This is a genomic window from Aeromonas sp. 62-46 (assembly GCF_001898585.1).
Lineage (GTDB): Bacteria > Pseudomonadota > Gammaproteobacteria > Enterobacterales > Aeromonadaceae > Aeromonas > Aeromonas caviae.
Window position 1 is genome coordinate 1 of sequence record NZ_MKUI01000020.1, and the last position, 19,211, is coordinate 19,211.

The following is a 19,211-nucleotide window of genomic DNA, read 5'->3' on the forward strand; positions in this document are numbered from 1 at the left end:
TTGCTCATAACACCTCCTGATTGACCTCAGTTTGAGGCTCTTGAGGTGTCTAGGAAAGTAGGGGCGATTCACTCGCGGTGATGACCTACTTCCAGATTAGCCTTCCAACACATAATTGGGACAGCGCCAAAGAAAAGGGGACAGCAGATGCTGTCCCCTCAAGTCATTTCGTCCATTCCCTGAACTGCCATGCTCCCTGCAATCCTTGACGCTATCCTTTCCTTTGGAAATTCCCCTTCCCAATCCGTTGGGGTGTCCTGTGGCCTTCCTAGCCTGGCAATCTGTCCTGATTGCTTCACCCTCTCCTTCCTGGAGGTGTCCATTACCACATCCCGTGGTGTTCCTGCGTCATCCTGACTGATAACCACCCTGGCTATCACACTTCATCTTGAAGCTGTTCCTGACCGCGTCTTGCGGTGTCCTTACATCCTTGATGAGCGACAATCCGTGCCACTCAACCTCATCCCGAGGTATCCAACTACCGCATCCTGCGGTTGTCCTGTCGCTCCTTGTGATAACCATCCTGGCTATCAACCCCATCCCGAGGTGTTCCTTGCCCACATCCTGCAGGCTATTCCTTGTTTATGCGCTGTTTCTGCATCCTGCCGAATCAGCTCGTCCTTGTGAGACCCATACTAAGGCAATTGCAGGCTCGAACAAGGTGTGCAATCGGATTGCGCTCCGTGACATGTGGTACAGAAATGGGCTGATGTTGAATATTATCTATTTTTATCAGTTATTTAGATAGTTTCCGTGGAAAGCATACCCAGTGCGGGATGGCTTCACGTACGGTTCAACACTGAGGGGTCTTACAGGGGGAATGGCAGATCTCTTACAAGCAGAAATCGGTAGGAAAACGATGGTACAGCCGCTTCAATCAGGGGTGTAAGAGTTCAAAATTAATTGAATACTTATGCTTTAAAAGTAGACAAAAGCCGAGATAAATCTCGGCTTTGTATTGTCTGCTGGTTTCTTTAGCTGACCCTTGTCCCAGGAGTCGGGTAGGCCTTGCGCAGTGATTCGGGTGCAAGCACTTCCAGGTTGCCGCTCATGTTGTTCAGCCAGGAGCGGAACTCGGGCGTATCCTGCACTTCGGTCTCCACCACCACGCTGCGCTTGTCGTAACGGGTCATACGCGGGTTATGTCCCGGGATTTGTCCATCGATCAGGGTCGGGCAGTTGGCATCGATGCGCCCGACGAAGCGGATCGGACCGCTGACGTCCTGATAACCCTGGTCGCGGATCAGCTTCTGGATATTGAAGTCCTTCGGCTGGGTCGCGCTGAAGTTGGTCAACTCCACGTTCTTGATGTGATCGAACGGAATGCCGTAGACCTTGGGATCCAGCTCGGAGAGGGTACAGAGCAGGATGGGGCCATCGGGCTGGTTCAGGATGCCGAGGGGATTGATTCGGTCATAGCAGAGCCAGACAGTACGCTCCTTGATGACACGCTGGATCTCGGCGCTGAATTTGCGGCCACGCCAGAGGGCGTCGCGGATCAGGGTGCTGCGGCGGATCTCCGGATTGCCAGCGAAGGGGCGAGGTGACTGGTGCACGCTCTCCAGCCAGCGCTCGGCCAGTTCGCTCTGGCTGTCGCGGATCACCTGGCCAGCCTTGTCGATCAGCGGGTTCAATTCGGTCAGCACGCTTGCCGGCAACAGTTGGCTCGCCTGGTCGCTCCAGGTTTTCAGGGCCACTGCCAGCGAGAGCGGCATGATGTTGGCAAAGTCATTGAGACCATGGCGCTCGAAGCACCAGCCATGAGGCTTGCTGCGCTCATCGGAGGTGAGGTCGAACAGTCCCATGCCGGACATCTCTTCCAGGTCCCGTTGCACGGTACGGAGACTGACGTGAATGCCTTCCTCTTCCAGTTTTACCTGGAGTTGGCTGGCGGTCAGCTTGTAAGGGCGGTGCGGGATGCAACGCGCCAAGGTCAGTTGTCGTAACAGCTTCTTACTCATGGTGCATGCCTTCACTGGTTTAGCGTTGAGTGTATCCTAGCCATGGCCTGCGACAGTCTATGTCGCAAGTTTTGCTGCGACAACTGTCGCCATTTTCATACATGAAGAAACAAAGCATTGATAAATAAAACAAAACAACAATGGAGAGGGGTTGTTTGAGCCCCTTTTTTTTATTGAAAACAAGCCTTGAGAGAATGCTCGCGACCAGGGTGACTGGAAGGAAATGGAAGCAATATGGAGGGGGAGGTGGGAAGGAGGTGAGGGACGGGCCCCCACCTCGACACGTCGTTATGCCAGCCAGGACCAGGCTGATTTGGTGATGGCTGCGCCCACCATGTAGCCGAATACTGCGAGAGCGGCCACTCCGGCCACCAGCTTCTGGCCGCGGGCAGGGCGCTTGAGCGCCATGACGCCCAGGCCGATGTAGATCACCAGGGCAATCAGCTTGGCCATCAACCAGGGCTGCTGGCCAGGGCTCATCTGCAGGGTCACCGCCAGCAGCACGCCAAACAGCAGCAGGAAGGTGTCGTTGATGTGGGGCAGCACCTTCAACCATTTCTGTTGCAGCCGCCCGCAGCCCGCCAGCGCCAGGCTCCAGCGGTAGAGGAAGAGCAGCAGGCTGACCAGGGCCAGGGTCATGTGAAGGTGTTTGAGCATGGGGTAATAGGCAATCATGTTGCTTCCTTGTCGTTGTCGGGCAGACCGCTGTTCCATTGATGGGCGTGGGTACGCTCCTGTCCTTCCTGATCGTCTTGCAGCAGGTCGGAGAGGATGTCGCGGTATTGCAGGCTCTTGTTGATATAGGTGTGCTCGTCGTCCAGGTAGTTGACCTGTTCCCGCAGCAGCCGGTTGTCATACTGCTTGAACATCTGCCCCGCACGCCAGGCCTGATTGGCCCTGAATCCCAAGAGGGTGAGTGCTTCTACCCCAAGATCCACGGCCGACCCCAGGGTTTCGCGGTGCACGCTGTCTATCCCGTGGCGCAGGATCTCGTGGGCATGGGGTCTGTCCTGGGCACGGGCCAGTATTCTGAGGTGCGGGAAGTGCTTTTTCACCATCTCGATCACTTCGAGGGAGGTGGCCGGGTCATTGAGGGAGAGCACCAGCAGTTTGGCCTTGTGGGCGCCGGCCGCGTGCAGCAGGTCGAGTCGGCTGGCATCCCCATAAAACACCTGGTAGCCGTACTTTCTCAGCATCTCTATCTGGCTGGCATCCTGCTCCAGGATGGTGGTGCCAATACCATGGCCGTGGAGCAGACGCCCCACTATCTGACCGAAGCGACCGAAGCCGGCGATGATGACCGGGTGTTCCACCAGCTCGGGCTGTTCGTGTTCGGGGGTGTCGCTCTGGTTGCGGTAGTCGAACCAGGGCTGGATCACCCGATCGTTGAGGATAAGCAGCAGCGGTGTCAGCGCCATGGAGAGGGCGACGACCAGAGTCAGCAGTGAGATGGTGCTGCCCGGCAGTACCTTGTTCTGGGCGGCGAACGAGAACAGCACGAAGGCGAACTCCCCGCCCTGGGCCAGGGCCAGGGCGAAGGTCCAGCGCTGGTTCGGGGAGAGGCGAATGACAAAGCCGAGCCCCATCAGCACCAGCCACTTGAGCACCATCAGACCGATCACCAGTGCCGGGATCAACAGGGGATGGGCGGCAAAGAGGCTGAAGTCGATGCCGGCACCCACCGACATGAAGAAGAGGCCGAGCAGCAGCCCCTTGAACGGCTCTATGTCTGCTTCCAGCTCGTGGCGGTATTCGCTGTCCGCCAGCACCACGCCGGCGAGGAAGGAGCCGAGGGCGGGGGAGAGGCCGACGGATTCCATCAGCACGGCGATGGCGATCACCAGCAGCAGGGCGGCAGCGACGAAGATCTCCCGCATGTGGGACTGGGCGATGGCGCGAAACACCGGCCGCATCAGGTAATGACCACCCAGCACGATGCCGGCGATGGCGGCCACCACCAGCAGGCCGTGCTGCCAGCCTGCCAGCTCCGAGCTGCCGCTGCTGGCGACCGGTGCGATGGCCAGCAGCGGCAGGATCGCCAGAATGGGGATGACGGCGATGTCCTGGAACAGCAGCACGGCGAAAGCGGAGCGGCCGCTCTCGCTCTGCATCAGTTTGCGCTCCTGCAGGCTCTGCAGCACGATGGCGGTGGAGGAGAGCGCAAGAATGAGACCGATGGCGAGCCCCTGCTGCCAGGGCAGACCCAAAAGATAACCCACCCCGGTCAGGGCGACACTGGTGAGCAGCACCTGCAGACCACCGGTGCCGAGGATGGGCCCTTTCAGTTGCCACAACAGGGCCGGGCGCAGCTCCAGACCGACCAGAAACAGCATCAGCACCACCCCGAACTCGGCGAAGTGCATCACGTCTTTCTGCTCGCCCACCAGACCAAGCAGGAAGGGACCTATGATGATCCCCGCCAGCAGGTAGCCAAGGACGGAGCCCAGCCCCCACCGCTTGGCCAGCGGGACGGCGATCACCGCCGCCGAGAGGTAGATCAGGGCGTCAAACAGCAATCCATGTCCCATCAGCGGCTCCTCCTTAACATGATGAATGCCGGTGAGGGCTGGCCGGGCCTGCGCCCGGATCGAGTGTGTGTCATGGGAGTACCCCCAGCAGATCGCGCAGATAGGGGCTCTCGGCCAGCTGGGCCGGGGTCAGCTGCTCGTCACGCAGGGCGCACAGCAGTTGGCGATAGTCCTGGCCGCAGCGGCGCAGCGCCTCGGGATCCTCGAGCTTGTGGAAGGAGTGCAGCACGAAAGGGGGCAGCCAGCGCATGCCGCACAGCTGTGCGGTCTGCTGGAAGGGGAGCAGGAAGTCGAGCAACGGGCGCTGGTTGTAGCCGGCGCGGCAGTAGGATTCGGGGCCGCCCCCCGTGGTGATGGCGCTGAGCCACTGCTTGCCGTTGAGGGCATGGGCCTCGGGGCCGTAGGCATAGCCGTACTCCAGCACCAGGTCCATCCACTCTTTCATGATGGCCGGGCAGGAGTACCAGTAGAAGGGGTGCTGGAAGACGATGATGTCGTGCTCCGCCAGCAGGGCCTGTTCCCGTTTCACGTTGATGAACATGTCCGGATAGCGCTGGCAGAGATCGTGCAGGGTGATCCCCTCCAGCCCCTCGATGGCGTGCAGCAGTTGCTTGTTGGCCCGGGAACTCTGCAGTGCCGGGTGTGAAAAGATGACCAGAATGCGTTTCATGGGATTCCTGAAGAGGGTCTGCTGCCGGCACATGCGACAGACTGTGAGCTGAAACGTTATCAAGAAGCTCCCTGGCCCGCCAGTTCCGGGATCAGTGCGCGCAGCGCCGGATTCAGGGTCTGGTGGGTGGGGTAGCAGAGGCCGATGCGGCGGAACATCCGGGGGCCGCTCACGGGCAGGGTGCACAGGCCCGCTTCGTCCTCCACCAGCCCGTCGGGCAGGAAGCTGATGCCCACCCCGGCCAGCACCAGCGCCATCACCAGCCCCTTGCTCTCGGCCTTGGCCACCAGATTGAGAGTGAGCCGGTCACAGGCCAGCAGACCGATGGTTTGCTGATGGGCTTCGCAGGGTGGGCACTCAATGAAATCATGGTGTTGCAACTCAGCCAGCTCGATACGCGCCCTGCCCGCAAGAGGGTGCCCCCTGGGAACGCACAGCACGTACTCCTCTTCCCAGAGCGGCAGGAAGATCTCGTCCTCCCGGCGCAGGGCATCCAGGGTCAGCCGGCAGTCGGCCGGGGTGCCGTAATCGGAGAGGGTGAGATCCAGCTCGGGCAGCACCCCCTGCACCCGCCGAAGCAATCCCGCCAGCCGACGGCGGCTGAGGTCGGGCATGATGGCCATGTTGAGTCTCGCACGCGTCGCCTTCTGGCGAAACAGGGTCGGCAGGCGACGCGCCTCTTCCACCAGCTTGACGGCGTGGGGATAGAGATAGTGGGCCGGATCCTTCGCTTCCACCCCCTTCTTGCCCCGGATGAAGAGGCTGTCCCCCAGGCTCTCTTCGAGCTGGCGAAGGCCGGCGGAGAGGGAGGGTTGGCTCACGTGGCAGCGGGCTGCCGCCGCCGTGATGTTCTTCTCTTCATAGATGGCGATGAAGAAGCGCAGCAATCTCAGGTCCAGCATGGGGATACCATAGTTAATTCAGATGATAACCAGCGGAAAACTATATTTATCGCCGATGGATGTAGCGACTATAGTGACTGGGTCCCGTGCTGGCCAGCCCTTGTTTGACGCCCATTTCAACGCATCAGAAGGAAAACTCCATGTCCAAGTCCCTCGTGGTGATCACCGGCGCGTCCGCCGGGATCGGTGCCGCCATTGCCCGCGCCTTCTCCACCGCCGGCCATCCGCTGCTGTTGCTGGCCCGCCGGGTCGAGCCCATGCAGGCGCTGAACCTGCCCGATACCCTCTGCATCGGGGTCGATGTCACCGACACCGCCGCCATGAAGGCCGCCGTGGCGCAGGCGGAGGCGCAATTCGGCCCGGTGGGATGTCTGGTCAACAATGCCGGCGTCATGCTGCTGGGACAGGCCGACGTGCAGGATCCCGCCGAGTGGCAGCAGATGCTCAACATCAACGTGATGGGGGTTCTGAATGGCGTGCATGCGGTACTGGCCGGCATGAAGGCCCGCCGCAGCGGCACCATCATCAACATCAGCTCCATCGCCGGTCGCAAGACCTTCCCGAACCATGCCGCTTACTGCGCCACCAAGTTCGCCGTTCACGCCCTGACCGAGAATATCCGGGAAGAGGTGGCCGATGTGGGCGTGCGGATGGTGACCATCGCTCCGGGCGCGGTGGAGACCGAGCTGCTCAGCCACACCACGGACGAGAGCATCAAGGCGGGCTATCACGACTGGAAGGATCAGATGGGAGGCGTCATTGCACCCGAGGTGATCGCCGACGCCGTGCTCTACGCCTGGCTTCAGCCGGCCAACGTCTGCGTGCGGGAGATCGTGCTGGCGGCCACCCGCCAGCAACCCTGATGCAGACGGGGGAGGGGTTGACCCTCCCCCTGGGCCAAGGGTTACCATAGGCCCTCTTTCGTCATTGAGTCGTCTCATGGTCCTGACCCGTCGCCAACTCGCTCGCGCCCGCCGCTGGCTCCCCCTGTGGAGTCTGGTGCTGGTGCTGATGTCGTTTGGCAGCCGTGCGGCCGCCGATCTCTGTACCCTGACGCCCCATTGCAGCCAGAGCGAGCGTACCCTGGAAAAAGCCATGCCCTGCGGCAGCTTCACCTCGGCGCTCGCCATGACGGTGCTCACCAGCGACAGCCTGACGGTTGCCCGGCTTGAGCCCGACAGGCCGACATTCCTCTCTCCCTCTCTGTTCATGCCGGAGGCGCCCCTGGAGCGTCTCGAGCGTCCGCCCCGTCACCACGGCTGAGTCGAGTTTCCCTTTCCGGGCATTTCTTCTTAACCGAGGTGAGATATGTACAAGTCCCTGTTACTGGCCGTGCTGGCCGGTACCGTCAGTTTTTCTGCTCTGGCAACCGGGCAGATGACCGTCTACAAGTCCCAGTATTGCGGTTGCTGCAAGACCTGGATCAAGCACATGGAAGAGAACGGCTTTGAGGTCAAGGTCGTGGAAACCGAGCAGCTTGACCCGATCAAGCAGCAGCATGGCATCACCCCGCAGCTGGCCTCCTGCCACACCGGGGTGGTGAACGGCTATGTGGTGGAGGGGCATGTGCCCGCTGCCGACGTGCAGAAGCTGCTCAAGGAAAAACCGGCGATCCGCGGTCTGACCATTCCGGGGATGCCCCAGAGTGCGCCGGGCATGGATATTCCGGGTCAGCCCTATCAGGTGCTGAGCATCAGTGACGAGGGCGCGACCAAAGTCTGGTCGAGCTACCCCGGCTGATGGATGCTGACCGTGAGCAGACACACTTCCATCATGTGAGGCACACCTGAGCGAACCCGTGTCGCCCACGGTCAGGGAGGAGGGCCGCCATCGCGAGATGGCGGCCCTTTTTCGTCGATTTGGGGGGGAATGTCCGGGGAGCCCTTGCAACCCCGGGCGACAAGGGGCAGATTGATCGCCAATTTTTATTTTCTCAGGGACGCTTTTCCCACTGCCTGCCGGTGTGCCGTCTGGATGCGTGCAGCACCAGCGGGAGGGGCGGCCCTGTGACAGCGCAAAGGATGCGACATGTTCACCTTTTCCCGGGGGTTGCTGCTGGCTTGCCTGCTTGCTGCGCCCTGTTCCCATGCCAACGAAGAGTCCGCCATGCCTACAAGCGATACTTCCACCCAGCCTGTCATTGTCCCCCCGGTGGCTGCCAAGCACCCCCATACCCTGAAAAAACACGGGGACACGCGCGTCGACAACTACTACTGGCTGCGTGACGACGAGCGGCAGAAGCCCGAGGTGCTGGACTATCTCAAGGCCGAGAATGCCTACACCGAGGCCATGCTCGCACCGATCAAGCCGCTGCGCGAGCAGCTCTACAAGGAGATGGTGGCCCGTATTCCCCAGCAGGACGAGTCTGTCCCCTATGTGAAGAACGGCTACCGCTATCAGACCCGTTACGAGCCGGGCAAGGAGTACGCCATCTACTCCCGCAGCAAGGTGGAAGGGGACGGGGCGCCCGCCCTGCTGCTGGATGGCAACCAGCGCGCCGAAGGCCACGAGTTCTATGCCCTGGGGGCGCTCGAGGTGAGCCGCAACAACCGCTGGCTGGCGGTGGCGGAAGATTATCTCTCCCGCCGTCAATACAGGATCCAGTTCCTCGATCTGGAGAGCGGCGCCTGGGCCGCCGACACCCTCGAGAACACCTCCGGCAACCTGGTGTGGGCCAACGACAGCAAGACGGTCTTCTACGTGCGCAAGCACCCCAAGACCCTGCTGCCCTACCAGGTCTATCGCCACGAGCTGGGCACGGATCCCGCGAAGGACACCCTGGTCTACGAGGAGAAGGACGACTCCTTCTATGTGAGCCTCTACGCCACCACCTCGGAAGATTTCATCGTCATCTCCCTCTCCAGCACCACCACCAGCGAGGCGCGCCTCATTGATGCCAATGTGCCGGGCCAGACGCCACGCCTGTTCCTGCCCCGCCAGGTGGATCACGAATACAGCCTGGATCACTACCGCGGTCGCTTCTATGTGCGCTCCAACAAGGACGGCAAGAACTTCGGCCTCTACGAGACCAAGGAGAGTCCGGTGGATCGCTGGAAGGCGGTGATCGCCCCCAATCCGGACGTGCTGCTGGAGAGCTATGCCCTGTTCAGGGACTGGCTGGTGCTGGAGGAGCGCAGCCAGGGGTTGACCCGGTTGCGTCAGGTCAACTGGCAGAGCGGCGAACAGAAGGAGATCGCCTTCGACGATCCCGCCTATGTCACCTGGCTTGCCTACAACCCGGAGCCGGACACCAGCGCCCTGCGCTATGGGTACTCCTCCATGACCACGCCGTCCTCCACCTATGAGCTCGACATGGACAGCGGCAAGCGGACTCTGCTCAAGCAGCAGCCGGTGGCGGGCTTCGTGCCTGCGCAATATGCCAGCGAGCGGCTCTGGATCACCGCCCGTGACGGCGTGGCCGTGCCGGTGTCGCTGGTCTATCGCAAGGACAAGTTCAAGAAGGCAGGGGGTGGTGCAGGCACCAATCCCCTGCTGGTCTACGGCTATGGCTCCTACGGCGCCAGCATGGACCCGGACTTCAGCAGCTCACGCCTGAGCCTGCTGGACCGGGGCTTCGTCTACGCCATCGCCCATATCCGGGGTGGCGAGGAGCTGGGCCGCACCTGGTATGAAGAGGGCAAGCTGCTCAAGAAGCAGAACACCTTCAACGACTTCATCGACGTGACCGAGGCGCTGGTGGCGCAAGGCTACGGCGCCAGGGAGCAGGTCTATGCCATGGGAGGCAGCGCCGGCGGCCTGCTGATGGGGGCCGTCATCAACCAGGCGCCCCAGCTCTATCGCGGCGTGGTGGCCCAGGTGCCCTTCGTCGATGTGGTCACCACCATGCTGGACGAGTCCATTCCCCTCACCACAGGGGAGTATGACGAGTGGGGCAACCCGAACCAGAAGCGCTACTACGACTACATGAAGGCCTACAGCCCCTACGATCAGGTCAAGGCCCAGGCCTACCCGAATCTGCTGGTGACCACGGGGCTGCACGACTCCCAGGTGCAATACTGGGAGCCGGCCAAGTGGGTGGCCAAGCTGCGTGAGCTGAAGACGGACGACAACCAGTTGCTGCTCAGCACCGACATGGAGGCCGGTCACGGCGGCAAGTCGGGCCGTTTCAAGGCCTATGAGGACATCGCCCTGGAGTTCGCCTTCATTCTGGAGCTGGCTGGCAGCAAGGCGTGATGGCCGGGCCCAAATGAAATCAGCTTGTTACCAAACCCCGTTCCGGCAGCCCCGGATCGGGGTTTTTGCATCTTGGCGACAAAAGCGTCATTAACGTCGTGTTTATGCTGTTCAGTATGCATTTCGCGATATAACGGACCAGGTATCTAATCCTTGCCAGTCAAGGGTTGCGAAAGAATCTGGGCGTGCTTTTTATTGCTTCCCTTTGATAGTTCATGTAATTAATCTGCCCTTGAGAAATGAATGATCCGCTTCAAACTTCTCGCTATTTAAATCCGCCATTTTGCTGTTTTGTTTGATTTATGTTGGTGTTATGTGCTTAATCGGAGCGTTAATGCTTTTGAACTGACCCGTTTCTGGTCAGATCACCTCCGATCGGCATGACGCTGATTATCTCACCGCAGGATGATGGTGGCTTTTGGAAGGGCGCGTGCCGCTCGACCATTTCCTCGTACGAGGTCGTATAGGCGAACCCCGTCTTGATGCGGGTCTGTCTCATATTCTCCCGGGAAACGGGTGAAATAAATCAATGAAAAGGATGAAGAACATGAAAGGATTATCCTTGGCGTGCGCCTTGTCGGCGGCTCTGGTCGGTGTGTCGTTTGGTGGTCCGGTGCAAGCGCAGGAGCGCTTCGTGACCATAGGCACCGGCGGTCAGACCGGCGTCTACTACGTGGCGGGCCAGTCCATCTGCCGCTTCCTCAACCGCGGCGCCGCCGATCACCAGATCAAGTGCAACGCCCCGGCCAGTGGCGGCGGTGTTGCCAACGTCAACGGCATCCGCTCCGGCGAATTCAACTTCGGCATCATGCAGTCCGACCACCAGTACAAGGCGATGAAGGGCGTCGAGCCGTTCAAGGCCGAAGGTCCGATGGATGACATCCGCGCCGTCTTCTCCCTGCAGAGCGAAGTGTTCACCATCCTGGCCCGCAAGGACGCCAAGGTAGCCAGCTTCGACGACCTGAAGGGCAAGCGCGTCAACATCGGCAACCCGGGTTCCGGTCAGCGTGACACCTTTGAAGAGATCATGGCCGTGAAGGGCTGGGACAAATCCGCCTTCAGCCTGGTTTCCGAACTGAAACCCGCCGAGCAGGCCTCTGCCCTGGGTGACAACAACATCGATGCCATGAGCTACTTCGTCGGCCACCCGAACGGCGCCATCCAGGAAGCCTCCACCACCACGGACACCGTGCTGGTGCCGGTCACCGGCCCCGAGATCGACAAGCTGCTGGCCGAGAAGAGCTACTACAGCAAGGCCGAGATCCCGGGTGGTCTCTACAAGGGCAGCCCGAACCCGACCCCGTCCATCGGTGGCAAGGCGGTGCTCTCCACCAGCGCCAAGGCTGACCCGGAAGTGGTCTACCAGCTGGTCAAGTCCGTGTTCGACAACCTGGACCGTTTCAAGCGCCTGCACCCGGCCTTCGCGGATCTGAAGGAAGCCGACATGATCAAGGTGGGTCTCTCCGCTCCGCTGCATGAAGGCGCTGTGCGTTACTACAAGGAACGTGGCTGGATGTAATCCGGCTGCGTCTTCGGATGTGCCCCGGACTCGCTCCTCCTTCGGGGGAGCGAGTCTCATTTATTGCAGTACCTACAGAGTCACACTATGCAGCAAACACAACAACAAGAGGCGTTCTCGGCCGAGGAGCTGATCGCCCAGGACGTCGGCGCCAGGCTGCCCGTCGGCCCCATGAGCTGGATCATCGCGGGTCTTGCGCTGATCTGGTCCCTGTTCCAGCTCTGGATTGCCTCGCCGCTGCCCTTCTCCCTTGGCATCGGCGTCCTCAACGACACTGAAACACGCTCGATTCACCTTGCCTTCGCCATCCTGCTCGCCTACCTGGTGTTCCCCGCCATGCGCAGCTCACCGCGAGACAGGGTTCCCCTTGCCGACATCGCCCTCGGCCTCGTCGGTGCCGCCGTCGCCAGCTATCTGTTCGTGATGTACCAGGAGCTTGCCCAGCGTCCCGGCAACCTCACCACCATGGACTTCGCGGTGGCCTGCGTCGGCATCCCGCTCCTGCTGGAAGCGGCCCGCCGCGCCCTGGGCCCGGCCCTGGCGGTCATCGCCATCGTCTTCCTGGCCTACAGCCTGGCCGGTCCCTGGATGCCTTCCCTGCTGGCCCACCGCGGGGTGAGCCTGCATGCGCTGGCCAACCACCAGTGGATCACCACCGAAGGGGTGTTCGGCATCGCCCTTGGGGTCTCCACCAGCTTCGTCTTCCTGTTCGTGCTGTTTGGCGCCCTGCTCGAGCGCGCCGGTGCGGGCCATTACTTCATCCAGCTCGCCTTCAGCCTGCTGGGTCACCTGCGCGGCGGCCCGGCCAAGGCGGCCGTGGTCGCCTCGGCCCTGACCGGCGTCATCTCCGGCTCCTCCATCGCCAACGTGGTGACCACGGGCACCTTCACCATCCCAATGATGAAACGGGTCGGTTTCTCCAAGGAGAAGGCCGGCGCGGTGGAAGTGGCCTCTTCGGTCAACGGCCAGATCATGCCGCCGGTCATGGGGGCTGCGGCCTTCCTGATGGTGGAATACGTGGGCATTCCCTATGTGGAGATCATCAAGCACGCCTTCCTGCCGGCGGCCATCTCCTACATCGCCCTGCTCTACATCGTGCACCTCGAGGCACTCAAGCTCGGGATGCAGCCCATCGGCAACCGTCAGCCGCGCCCCTGGCTGCGTCGTCTGACCGGCTTCGCCTTCGGTGCCGCCCTCATCAGCGGCCTCTCCATGGCGGTCTACTACGGTCTGGGCTGGCTCAAGCCGGTGCTGGGTGACTATGCCCTGCCGGGGATCAGCGTGCTGCTGGCCGTCGCCTACCTGGGACTGCTGAAGATCGCCGCGAGCAACGCACCGCTGCCGGCGGAAGACCCGGACAAGCCACTGGACGAACTGCCCGAGACCCGCGCCGTGCTGCTCTCCGGCCTGCACTTCCTGCTGCCCGTGGTGGTGCTGGTGTGGTGTCTGATGGTGGAGCGCCTCTCCCCCGGCCTGTCGGCCTTCTGGGGTTCGGTGATGCTCATCATCATCCTGCTGACCCAGCGTCCGCTGCTGAACTGGCTGCGCACCGACGGCAAGCACGACTACGGCTCCTTCACCGATGGCGTGGTGGACCTGCGCGAGGGGCTGATTGCCGGTGCCCGCAACATGATCGGCATCGGCATCGCCACCGCCACTGCCGGCATCATCGTCGGGGCCGTCTCCCAGACCGGCGTCGGCCTGGTACTGGCGGATCTGGTGGAGTACCTCTCCATGGGCAACCTGCTGCTCATGCTGATCCTCACCGCCCTGCTGAGCCTCATCCTCGGCATGGGGCTGCCGACCACCGCCAACTACATCGTGGTGTCCAGCCTGCTGGCCCCCGTGGTGGTGACCCTGGGGCAGCAAAACGGCCTCATCGTGCCGCTCATCGCGGTGCACCTGTTCGTCTTCTACTTCGGCATCATGGCGGACGTGACCCCGCCGGTGGGGCTGGCCTCGTTCGCCGCGGCCGCCGTCTCCAAGGGCGACCCCATCAAGACCGGGATCACGGCGTTCTACTACAGCCTGCGTACCGCGGCGCTGCCGTTCCTGTTCATCTTCAACACCGATCTGCTGCTCATCAACGTGGACTTTGCCCACGGCGTGCTGATCTTCATCGTGGCCACCATCGCCATGCTGATCTTCGCTGCCGCCACCCAGGGCTTCTTCCTGGTGAAGAGCCGCTGGTACGAGAGCGTGTTGCTGCTGCTGGTGGCCTTCACCCTGTTCCGTCCCGGCTTCTGGATGGACATGCTGCACGATCCGTATCGCGACGCCGCGCCGGCCGAGCTGGCCCAGACCATGGGGCAGGTGGAGGCCGAGAGCACCCTGCGCCTGCGCATGGAAGGGGAAGATGCGGTGGGCAAGTTGCGCCGCTTCACCGTGCTGCTGCCGGTGCCGGAGGGCGCCAGTGGCGAGGATCGTCTGGCCAAGCTGGGGATCCAGACCTATGAGCAGGACGGCAAGATCCTGATCGACACCGTCACCTTCGGCAGCCAGGCGGCCGATCTGGGGCTGGAGATGGATCAGCAGATCCTGAGCGTCAAGGCGCCCACCGAGCGCTGGCCCAAGGAGCTGATGTGGCTGCCGGGCTTCCTGCTGTTCGGGGCCGTGGTCTGGCTGCAACGCCGCCGGGTCGCTCGACCCTGATCATCACCCAATAAAAAACGGCGCCTTCGGGCGCCGTTTTTTATGCTGGGCTGTGATGCCGGCCGCTTCGGGCCATCAGTCCAGGGCATCAGTTGGACTGGGTCTGCTTCTGTTTTTGCAGTTGGTCGAGGGTCTGCTGCTCCTGCGGGCTGAGGCCAAGCTGCTCGCAGGCCTGTTCAAAGCTGATGCCAAGATGGCACATCATGATGTCGATAGCGGGCAGGTAGTTGGTCATAGCGTCTTCCATGGTGATCCTCCAGAACTGTCTCTTATGCCCGAGGGCGGGGATGGGGGCAATTAGACTTTAGGTGTAGGGTGCCATCTGCTTCAGCCTCTGCCACTGGCCGGGGGAATTTGCTACTCTTGCGGGCACTAAAGAGGTTGCCGCCCCAGGGCGAGCAGCCGGTGAGGAGCAGGGCATGTTATTGAGTTTCTTGATCATCGCATCGGGCTGGTGGCACATCCGCGCGGCTTACGGCTCAGACTCCCGTCAGTTCTACATCAGCAAGCCCCTGACCATGCTGTTCATCATCGCCCTGGCGTTTGGCTACCAGGGCGACGATCACAACGGCTCCCACGCCTGGATCCTGCTCGGTCTCTGCCTGTCGCTGGCGGGGGACGTGCTGCTGATGCTGCCACGAGATCGCTTCATCCAGGGGCTGGCGGCATTTTTTGTCGCTCACCTCTGCTACATCGTCGGTTTCGCCCAGGGGCCCCTGGTGCTCAAGCTGGTGGACGGCCTGCTGCTGTTGCTGGTGGCCGGCATGGTGTTCGGGCTCCTGTGGGGCCAGCTCGGCGAGATGAGGATCCCCGTCTTCTGCTACATGCTGGTGATCATCGCCATGGCCTGGGTGGCCGCCGGTGCCTGGCATGCCTCTCTCACTGCCGGCAGCGCCGCCGCCCTGGTGGGGGCGCTGATGTTCCTCTTCTCCGACAGCATGCTGGCGCTGGACAGATTCCGCCGCCCCTTCCCCCATGCCACGGCCTGGATCATGAGCAGCTACTTCGCGGCCCAATTCCTGATCGCCGCCTCCCTGGCGGGCTGACCAGCGGGCAGCTATGAAAAACGGGCCTTCTGGCCCGTTTTGCTATGTGATCCCCACCTTTCACGCCTCGACCGGTTCTGCGTCAGGGGCCCTCGGGGCCGGCTGCTTGAGCAGCAGCATCAGGGCGCTGGCGATCAGCAGGAAGATACCCATCACGTAGAACACCTGGTTGTAGGCCATGATGGCCGCCTCGCGGCTGATGGTGTTCGACAGCATGGCCCGGGCCTGCAACTGGGCCTGCTCCGGCCCGGCTCCCTGGGCCATCATGGTCTGGGCCAGCTGCATCAGATAGGCCTGCCCCTCGATGCTGGTGGCGGCAAGGGTGCTGCCGATCTGGCTGACATGAGTCCGGGTGTCGTTGTCGATCAGGGTGGCGATGATGGCGATGCCGAAGGCGCCCCCCAGGTTGCGCAGCACGTTGAGCAGGGTGGAGGAGGAGGGGATCTCGTCCGGCGTCAGGCTGGCGGTCGCCACCAGGGAGAGGGGCACCATGATGAAGGGCTGCCCCAGGGCCCGCACGATGAGGGACTGGATCAGCTGGGGCCCGGCGTAGTCGGCATTCATGTTCACGTTCATGAAGCAGCTGATGGCGAAGACCAGAAAGCCGAAGCTCACCAGATAGCGCGGATCTATCTTGTGGGTCAGCTTGGGCACCAGGGGAAGCACCAGCAACTGGGGCAACCCCATCCACATCAGCACCTCACCGATTTCCAGGGCGTTGTAATTGTGGATCTGGGTCATGTAGAGGGGCAGCACATAGATGGATCCCATCAACCCCATACCGAGCACTAGATAGGCGAAGCAGGCCAGGGCGAAGCGCGGGTTGTGCAGCAGCCGCAGGTTGACCAGGGGGTGGCGGCGCAGCAACTGGCTGATGACGAAGAACACCAGGGCCACCACCGAGATGACGGTGAGCCGCACGATGAAGCTCGAGCCGAACCAGTCCTCCCGGTTGCCCTCTTCCAGCACCACCTCCAGAAGGCCGAGACCCACCGCCATGGTGAGGATACCGATGAGATCCACCCGCTTGATCACCTCCCAGTCCACTGGCTTCCTGTCCAGTCCGTGGGCCAGCATGGCCATCACCAGCAAGCCGGGCGGCACGTTCAGATAGAAGATGTAGTGCCAGGACATCTGCTCCGTCAGCCAGCCCCCCAGGGTCGGGCCGATGGCGGGGGCGAAGGTGGCGCACAGGCCGAACAGCGCCATGCCGGTGGCTCGCTTGTGCAGAGGCAGCAGGCTGACGATGAGGGAGAAGGCCATGGGGATCAGGGCCCCGCCGGTGAAGCCCTGCAGCGCCCGAAAGACGATCATGCTGGTGAGGTTCCAGCTGAACGAGCAGAGCACGGAGGCGACGATGAAGGCGCCCGTGGTCCACAGCAGGTAGCGCCGCACGCTCAGTCCCCGGCTCAGCCAGCCGCTCAGCGGAATGGCGATCATCTCCGCCACCAGATAGGAGGTGGAGATCCAGGAGCTCTCGCTCAGGGTGGCCGAGAGCGCCCCCTGAATGTCTTTCAGGGAGGCGTTGGTGATCTGGATGTCGAGGATGGCCATGAAGGCGCCGATGAGGCCCCCCATGACCGCGATCCAGTTGCGGCGTGGTATGGCGTCCATCAGTGGGCGGCCACCACGGTATCAGGGGTGCGGGTGTCGACGATCACCTCGGTGGAGAGGCCGGGCAGCAGCTTGCCCGCCAGGGCGCCCGGATCCGGGATGCGGATCTTGACCGGCACCCGCTGCACGATTTTGGTGAAGTTGCCGGTGGCGTTCTCCGGTGGCAGCAGGGCGAACTTGGCGCCGGTGGCCGGAGAGAGGCTGTCGATGATCCCCTCGACCGGTTGATCCGGATAGGCATCCAGGATCACCTCCACCTTCTGGCCCGGCTGCATGTGCTGCAACTGGGTCTCCTTGAAGTTGGCCTCGACCCACACCTGGCTCAGGGGCACCAGGCTGGCCACCTGCATACCGGACTGGACGTAGAGCCCTTCCCGCAGGCTGCGCTTGCCGATGATGCCATCAGCGGGGGCTCGCAGCTCGGTGTAGCCGAGTTCCAGCCTGGCTTGTTCAAGCTGGGCCTCGCTCAAAGCCAGCCTGGCCTGGTTCTGCTTGGCTTCGGCATCCAGCACCAGCAGCCGCTCGCGGGCGGCCTGCAAGGCTGCCTTGGCCTCCAGTGCCTGGGCCTGGTTGACCTGCAAGCCGGCACGCACCTCGTCCAGGCTGTCCTGGGAGCTGTAGTGACGCTCATTGAGCTGGCTGACCCGGCGCACCTGCTGCTGGGCCCGGACCTGCTCGGCATTGGCCGAGCTGACTTTTGCCTCTGCCTGGCGGATGAGGCTCAACTGCTGGATACGGGTGGCGGCGAGGTTATCCGCCGTCGCCTGGTTGAGGTGCAGATCGGCCTCGGCCTCCGCCACCTTGGTCCTGTATTCGCGGTCGTCGAGCCGGGCGATGAGCTGGCCGGCCTTCACCGCCTGGTTGTCGGTCACCAGTACTTCGCTGATGTAGCCGGAGAGCTTGGAACCGATGCCGGTCACCTCGCTTTGCAGGTAGGCGTTGTCGGTGCTCTCGAAGTAGCGGCCATGCAGATACCAGTAACCGGCAAACAGCAGGCCGAGCAGGGCCAGCACCATGGCGGCCAGCAGGGGGATCTTCTTGTGTTGACTCATGATATTGGTTTTCCTGAACTGTGGCGGGCAGGCTAACATCGTGTAACTGTTTCGATTAGTATCCATTCATGAGATATACAGTTTCACTGGTGAAACAATGGACCTGAATGCTGCCTTAATCCTCGTTCGTATCGTCGACAAGGGCTCCTTTACCGCCGCTGCCCAGGAGCTGGGCATGACCAAGGCGACGGTGAGCCGCCGCATTGCCGAGCTGGAGCAGCGTCTCGGCGCGCGGTTGCTCTATCGCTCCACCCGGCAGCTCACCCTGACGGAAGCCGGTGAACAATATTATCTACGCTGCAGCAAGGCGGTGGAGGAGCTGGCCCAGGCCGAGCTGATGCTCAGTGCCAGCCAGCAGGAGGTGACGGGGACCCTCAAGCTGGCGGTGCCCATCGAGACGGGACAGCTGGTGGTGGGCAGGCTGGTGGCGAACTTCCTGCAAGCCTATCCGGGCATGAAGGTGGAGCTGGAGCTGACCAACCGCATCGTGGATCCCATCAGCGAGGGGCTGGATGCCATCGTGCGGGTCGGCGACATGAGCGACTCCAACCTGGCGGCGCGGCGTCTCTGGAGCACCGAGCGGCTGCTGTGCGCCAGCCCGGACTATCTGGCGCGCCACCCGGTGATCCAGAGGCCCGCCGATCTGGTGCATCACGAGCGGATCGCGGTCAGCACGGGGTTCCTCGCCTCGCACTGGTGTTTCGAGCTGGATGATCGTGAAGTGCTGGTGGATCCCCCGTCCCGCTTCCAGGTCAACAACATCACCTGTGCCAGGGAGGCGGCGAAGGCGGGGCTGGGGCTGGCTTCCCTGCCCGCCATGCTGTGCCATGATGAGCTGGCGAACGGGACGCTGGTCTCCTTGCTGCCGGAGTGGCAGCAACCCAGGGTACCCATCTACCTGCTGTTTCCCGAGCGGCGCCTGATGCCGCGCAAGCTGAGGGCATTCATCGATTTTCTGGTGGCCAACGGCCCGGCTTACGGCATCGACAAGCTGCTGTAAGGGTTTCGAGGACAACGTATGGAGCGGTGGATGAATCTGTATCGGGCATCGCACTCCCGGAAGATGCTCGCCC

16 protein-coding genes are annotated in these 19,211 nt (G+C 62.3%); 8 read left to right on the plus strand and 8 right to left on the minus strand.

Translation table 11 applies throughout. The features are described 5' to 3' along the window. Positions 1 to 974 precede the first annotated feature (974 nt). From BGO64_RS07370 to BGO64_RS07390, 5 genes are all read right to left on the minus strand, one after another. The gene (locus BGO64_RS07370; RefSeq protein ID WP_029313511.1) at positions 975 to 1,961 is read right to left on the minus strand and encodes a helix-turn-helix transcriptional regulator; all 987 of its coding nucleotides are present in this window, start codon (positions 1,959 to 1,961) and stop codon (positions 975 to 977) included. Positions 1,962 to 2,249: 288 nt separating this feature from the next. Then, positions 2,250 to 2,636, minus strand: coding sequence for a SirB2 family protein (locus BGO64_RS07375; protein WP_202042991.1), 387 nt, complete (start codon positions 2,634 to 2,636; stop codon positions 2,250 to 2,252). Continuing rightward, positions 2,633 to 4,489, minus strand: coding sequence for a monovalent cation:proton antiporter-2 (CPA2) family protein (locus tag BGO64_RS07380; RefSeq protein ID WP_010672573.1), 1,857 nt, complete (start codon positions 4,487 to 4,489; stop codon positions 2,633 to 2,635). The genes BGO64_RS07375 and BGO64_RS07380 overlap by 4 nt, the downstream gene beginning before the upstream one ends. Positions 4,490 to 4,559: 70 nt before the next feature. Then, a complete protein-coding gene (locus BGO64_RS07385; RefSeq protein WP_041212184.1) occupies positions 4,560 to 5,159 on the minus strand; it encodes an NAD(P)H-dependent oxidoreductase in 600 nt (199 codons plus the stop codon). A 59-nt stretch (positions 5,160 to 5,218) separates the two neighbouring features. After that, on the minus strand, positions 5,219 to 6,061 hold the full coding sequence (locus BGO64_RS07390; protein ID WP_286700405.1) for a LysR family transcriptional regulator: 843 nt from the start codon (positions 6,059 to 6,061) through the stop codon (positions 5,219 to 5,221). A gap of 140 nt (positions 6,062 to 6,201) precedes the next feature. Here BGO64_RS07390 and BGO64_RS07395 point away from each other — a divergent pair, with 140 nt between their 5' ends. The 6 genes from BGO64_RS07395 (at position 6,202) to BGO64_RS07420 (ending at position 14,426) form a co-directional block, all read left to right on the plus strand. Further along, entirely contained in the window at positions 6,202 to 6,924 is a 723-nt protein-coding gene (locus BGO64_RS07395) for an SDR family oxidoreductase (RefSeq protein WP_221436178.1), read from the plus strand. A 76-nt stretch (positions 6,925 to 7,000) separates the two neighbouring features. Continuing rightward, positions 7,001 to 7,324 (plus strand): hypothetical protein, encoded by a 324-nt coding sequence (locus BGO64_RS07400; protein WP_048208852.1) that lies wholly within the window; start codon positions 7,001 to 7,003, stop codon positions 7,322 to 7,324. Positions 7,325 to 7,369: 45 nt separating this feature from the next. After that, entirely contained in the window at positions 7,370 to 7,801 is a 432-nt protein-coding gene (locus BGO64_RS07405) for a DUF411 domain-containing protein (RefSeq protein ID WP_010672577.1), read from the plus strand. A 288-nt stretch (positions 7,802 to 8,089) separates the two neighbouring features. Next, positions 8,090 to 10,255 (plus strand): S9 family peptidase, encoded by a 2,166-nt coding sequence (locus BGO64_RS07410; protein WP_261999076.1) that lies wholly within the window; start codon positions 8,090 to 8,092, stop codon positions 10,253 to 10,255. A 547-nt stretch (positions 10,256 to 10,802) separates the two neighbouring features. Next, complete coding sequence (locus BGO64_RS07415) at positions 10,803 to 11,774, plus strand: TAXI family TRAP transporter solute-binding subunit (RefSeq protein WP_045523000.1); 972 nt, start codon at positions 10,803 to 10,805, stop codon at positions 11,772 to 11,774. Between the two features lie 87 nt (positions 11,775 to 11,861). Beyond that, a complete protein-coding gene (locus tag BGO64_RS07420) occupies positions 11,862 to 14,426 on the plus strand; it encodes a TRAP transporter permease (RefSeq protein ID WP_113069466.1) in 2,565 nt (854 codons plus the stop codon). A gap of 88 nt (positions 14,427 to 14,514) precedes the next feature. On the opposite strand, the gene BGO64_RS07425 is transcribed toward BGO64_RS07420, so the two are convergent. After that, complete coding sequence (locus BGO64_RS07425) at positions 14,515 to 14,673, minus strand: hypothetical protein (protein ID WP_005332188.1); 159 nt, start codon at positions 14,671 to 14,673, stop codon at positions 14,515 to 14,517. 172 nt (positions 14,674 to 14,845) lie between these two features. Here BGO64_RS07425 and BGO64_RS07430 point away from each other — a divergent pair, with 172 nt between their 5' ends. Further along, positions 14,846 to 15,472, plus strand: a complete 627-nt coding sequence (locus BGO64_RS07430) for a lysoplasmalogenase (protein ID WP_039040401.1) — start codon at positions 14,846 to 14,848, stop codon at positions 15,470 to 15,472. Positions 15,473 to 15,532: 60 nt separating this feature from the next. Here the strand turns inward: BGO64_RS07430 and BGO64_RS07435 are convergent, their stop codons facing one another. Together BGO64_RS07435 and BGO64_RS07440 are read right to left on the minus strand one after the other, a co-directional pair. Further along, positions 15,533 to 17,086, minus strand: coding sequence for a DHA2 family efflux MFS transporter permease subunit (locus BGO64_RS07435; RefSeq protein WP_041214289.1), 1,554 nt, complete (start codon positions 17,084 to 17,086; stop codon positions 15,533 to 15,535). After that, positions 17,086 to 18,138 (minus strand): HlyD family secretion protein, encoded by a 1,053-nt coding sequence (locus BGO64_RS07440; RefSeq protein WP_286700406.1) that lies wholly within the window; start codon positions 18,136 to 18,138, stop codon positions 17,086 to 17,088. The genes BGO64_RS07435 and BGO64_RS07440 overlap by 1 nt, the downstream gene beginning before the upstream one ends. Positions 18,139 to 18,235: 97 nt before the next feature. Between BGO64_RS07440 and BGO64_RS07445 the strand changes: the two genes are divergently transcribed. Beyond that, the gene (locus tag BGO64_RS07445) at positions 18,236 to 19,138 is read left to right on the plus strand and encodes a LysR family transcriptional regulator (RefSeq protein ID WP_010672586.1); all 903 of its coding nucleotides are present in this window, start codon (positions 18,236 to 18,238) and stop codon (positions 19,136 to 19,138) included. The last annotated feature ends 73 nt before the right edge of the window (positions 19,139 to 19,211 follow it).

Coding starts and splice junctions, on each gene's coding strand:
- BGO64_RS07370 (WP_029313511.1), bottom strand. CDS start 1,961: ATGAGTAAGAAGCTGTTACGACAACTGACCTTGGCGCGTTGCATCCCG.
- BGO64_RS07375 (WP_202042991.1), bottom strand. CDS start 2,636: ATGATTGCCTATTACCCCATGCTCAAACACCTTCACATGACCCTGGCC.
- BGO64_RS07380 (WP_010672573.1), bottom strand. CDS start 4,489: ATGGGACATGGATTGCTGTTTGACGCCCTGATCTACCTCTCGGCGGCG.
- BGO64_RS07385 (WP_041212184.1), bottom strand. CDS start 5,159: ATGAAACGCATTCTGGTCATCTTTTCACACCCGGCACTGCAGAGTTCC.
- BGO64_RS07390 (WP_286700405.1), bottom strand. CDS start 6,061: ATGCTGGACCTGAGATTGCTGCGCTTCTTCATCGCCATCTATGAAGAG.
- BGO64_RS07395 (WP_221436178.1), top strand. CDS start 6,202: ATGTCCAAGTCCCTCGTGGTGATCACCGGCGCGTCCGCCGGGATCGGT.
- BGO64_RS07400 (WP_048208852.1), top strand. CDS start 7,001: ATGGTCCTGACCCGTCGCCAACTCGCTCGCGCCCGCCGCTGGCTCCCC.
- BGO64_RS07405 (WP_010672577.1), top strand. CDS start 7,370: ATGTACAAGTCCCTGTTACTGGCCGTGCTGGCCGGTACCGTCAGTTTT.
- BGO64_RS07410 (WP_261999076.1), top strand. CDS start 8,090: ATGTTCACCTTTTCCCGGGGGTTGCTGCTGGCTTGCCTGCTTGCTGCG.
- BGO64_RS07415 (WP_045523000.1), top strand. CDS start 10,803: ATGAAAGGATTATCCTTGGCGTGCGCCTTGTCGGCGGCTCTGGTCGGT.
- BGO64_RS07420 (WP_113069466.1), top strand. CDS start 11,862: ATGCAGCAAACACAACAACAAGAGGCGTTCTCGGCCGAGGAGCTGATC.
- BGO64_RS07425 (WP_005332188.1), bottom strand. CDS start 14,673: ATGGAAGACGCTATGACCAACTACCTGCCCGCTATCGACATCATGATG.
- BGO64_RS07430 (WP_039040401.1), top strand. CDS start 14,846: ATGTTATTGAGTTTCTTGATCATCGCATCGGGCTGGTGGCACATCCGC.
- BGO64_RS07435 (WP_041214289.1), bottom strand. CDS start 17,086: ATGGACGCCATACCACGCCGCAACTGGATCGCGGTCATGGGGGGCCTC.
- BGO64_RS07440 (WP_286700406.1), bottom strand. CDS start 18,138: ATGAGTCAACACAAGAAGATCCCCCTGCTGGCCGCCATGGTGCTGGCC.
- BGO64_RS07445 (WP_010672586.1), top strand. CDS start 18,236: ATGGACCTGAATGCTGCCTTAATCCTCGTTCGTATCGTCGACAAGGGC.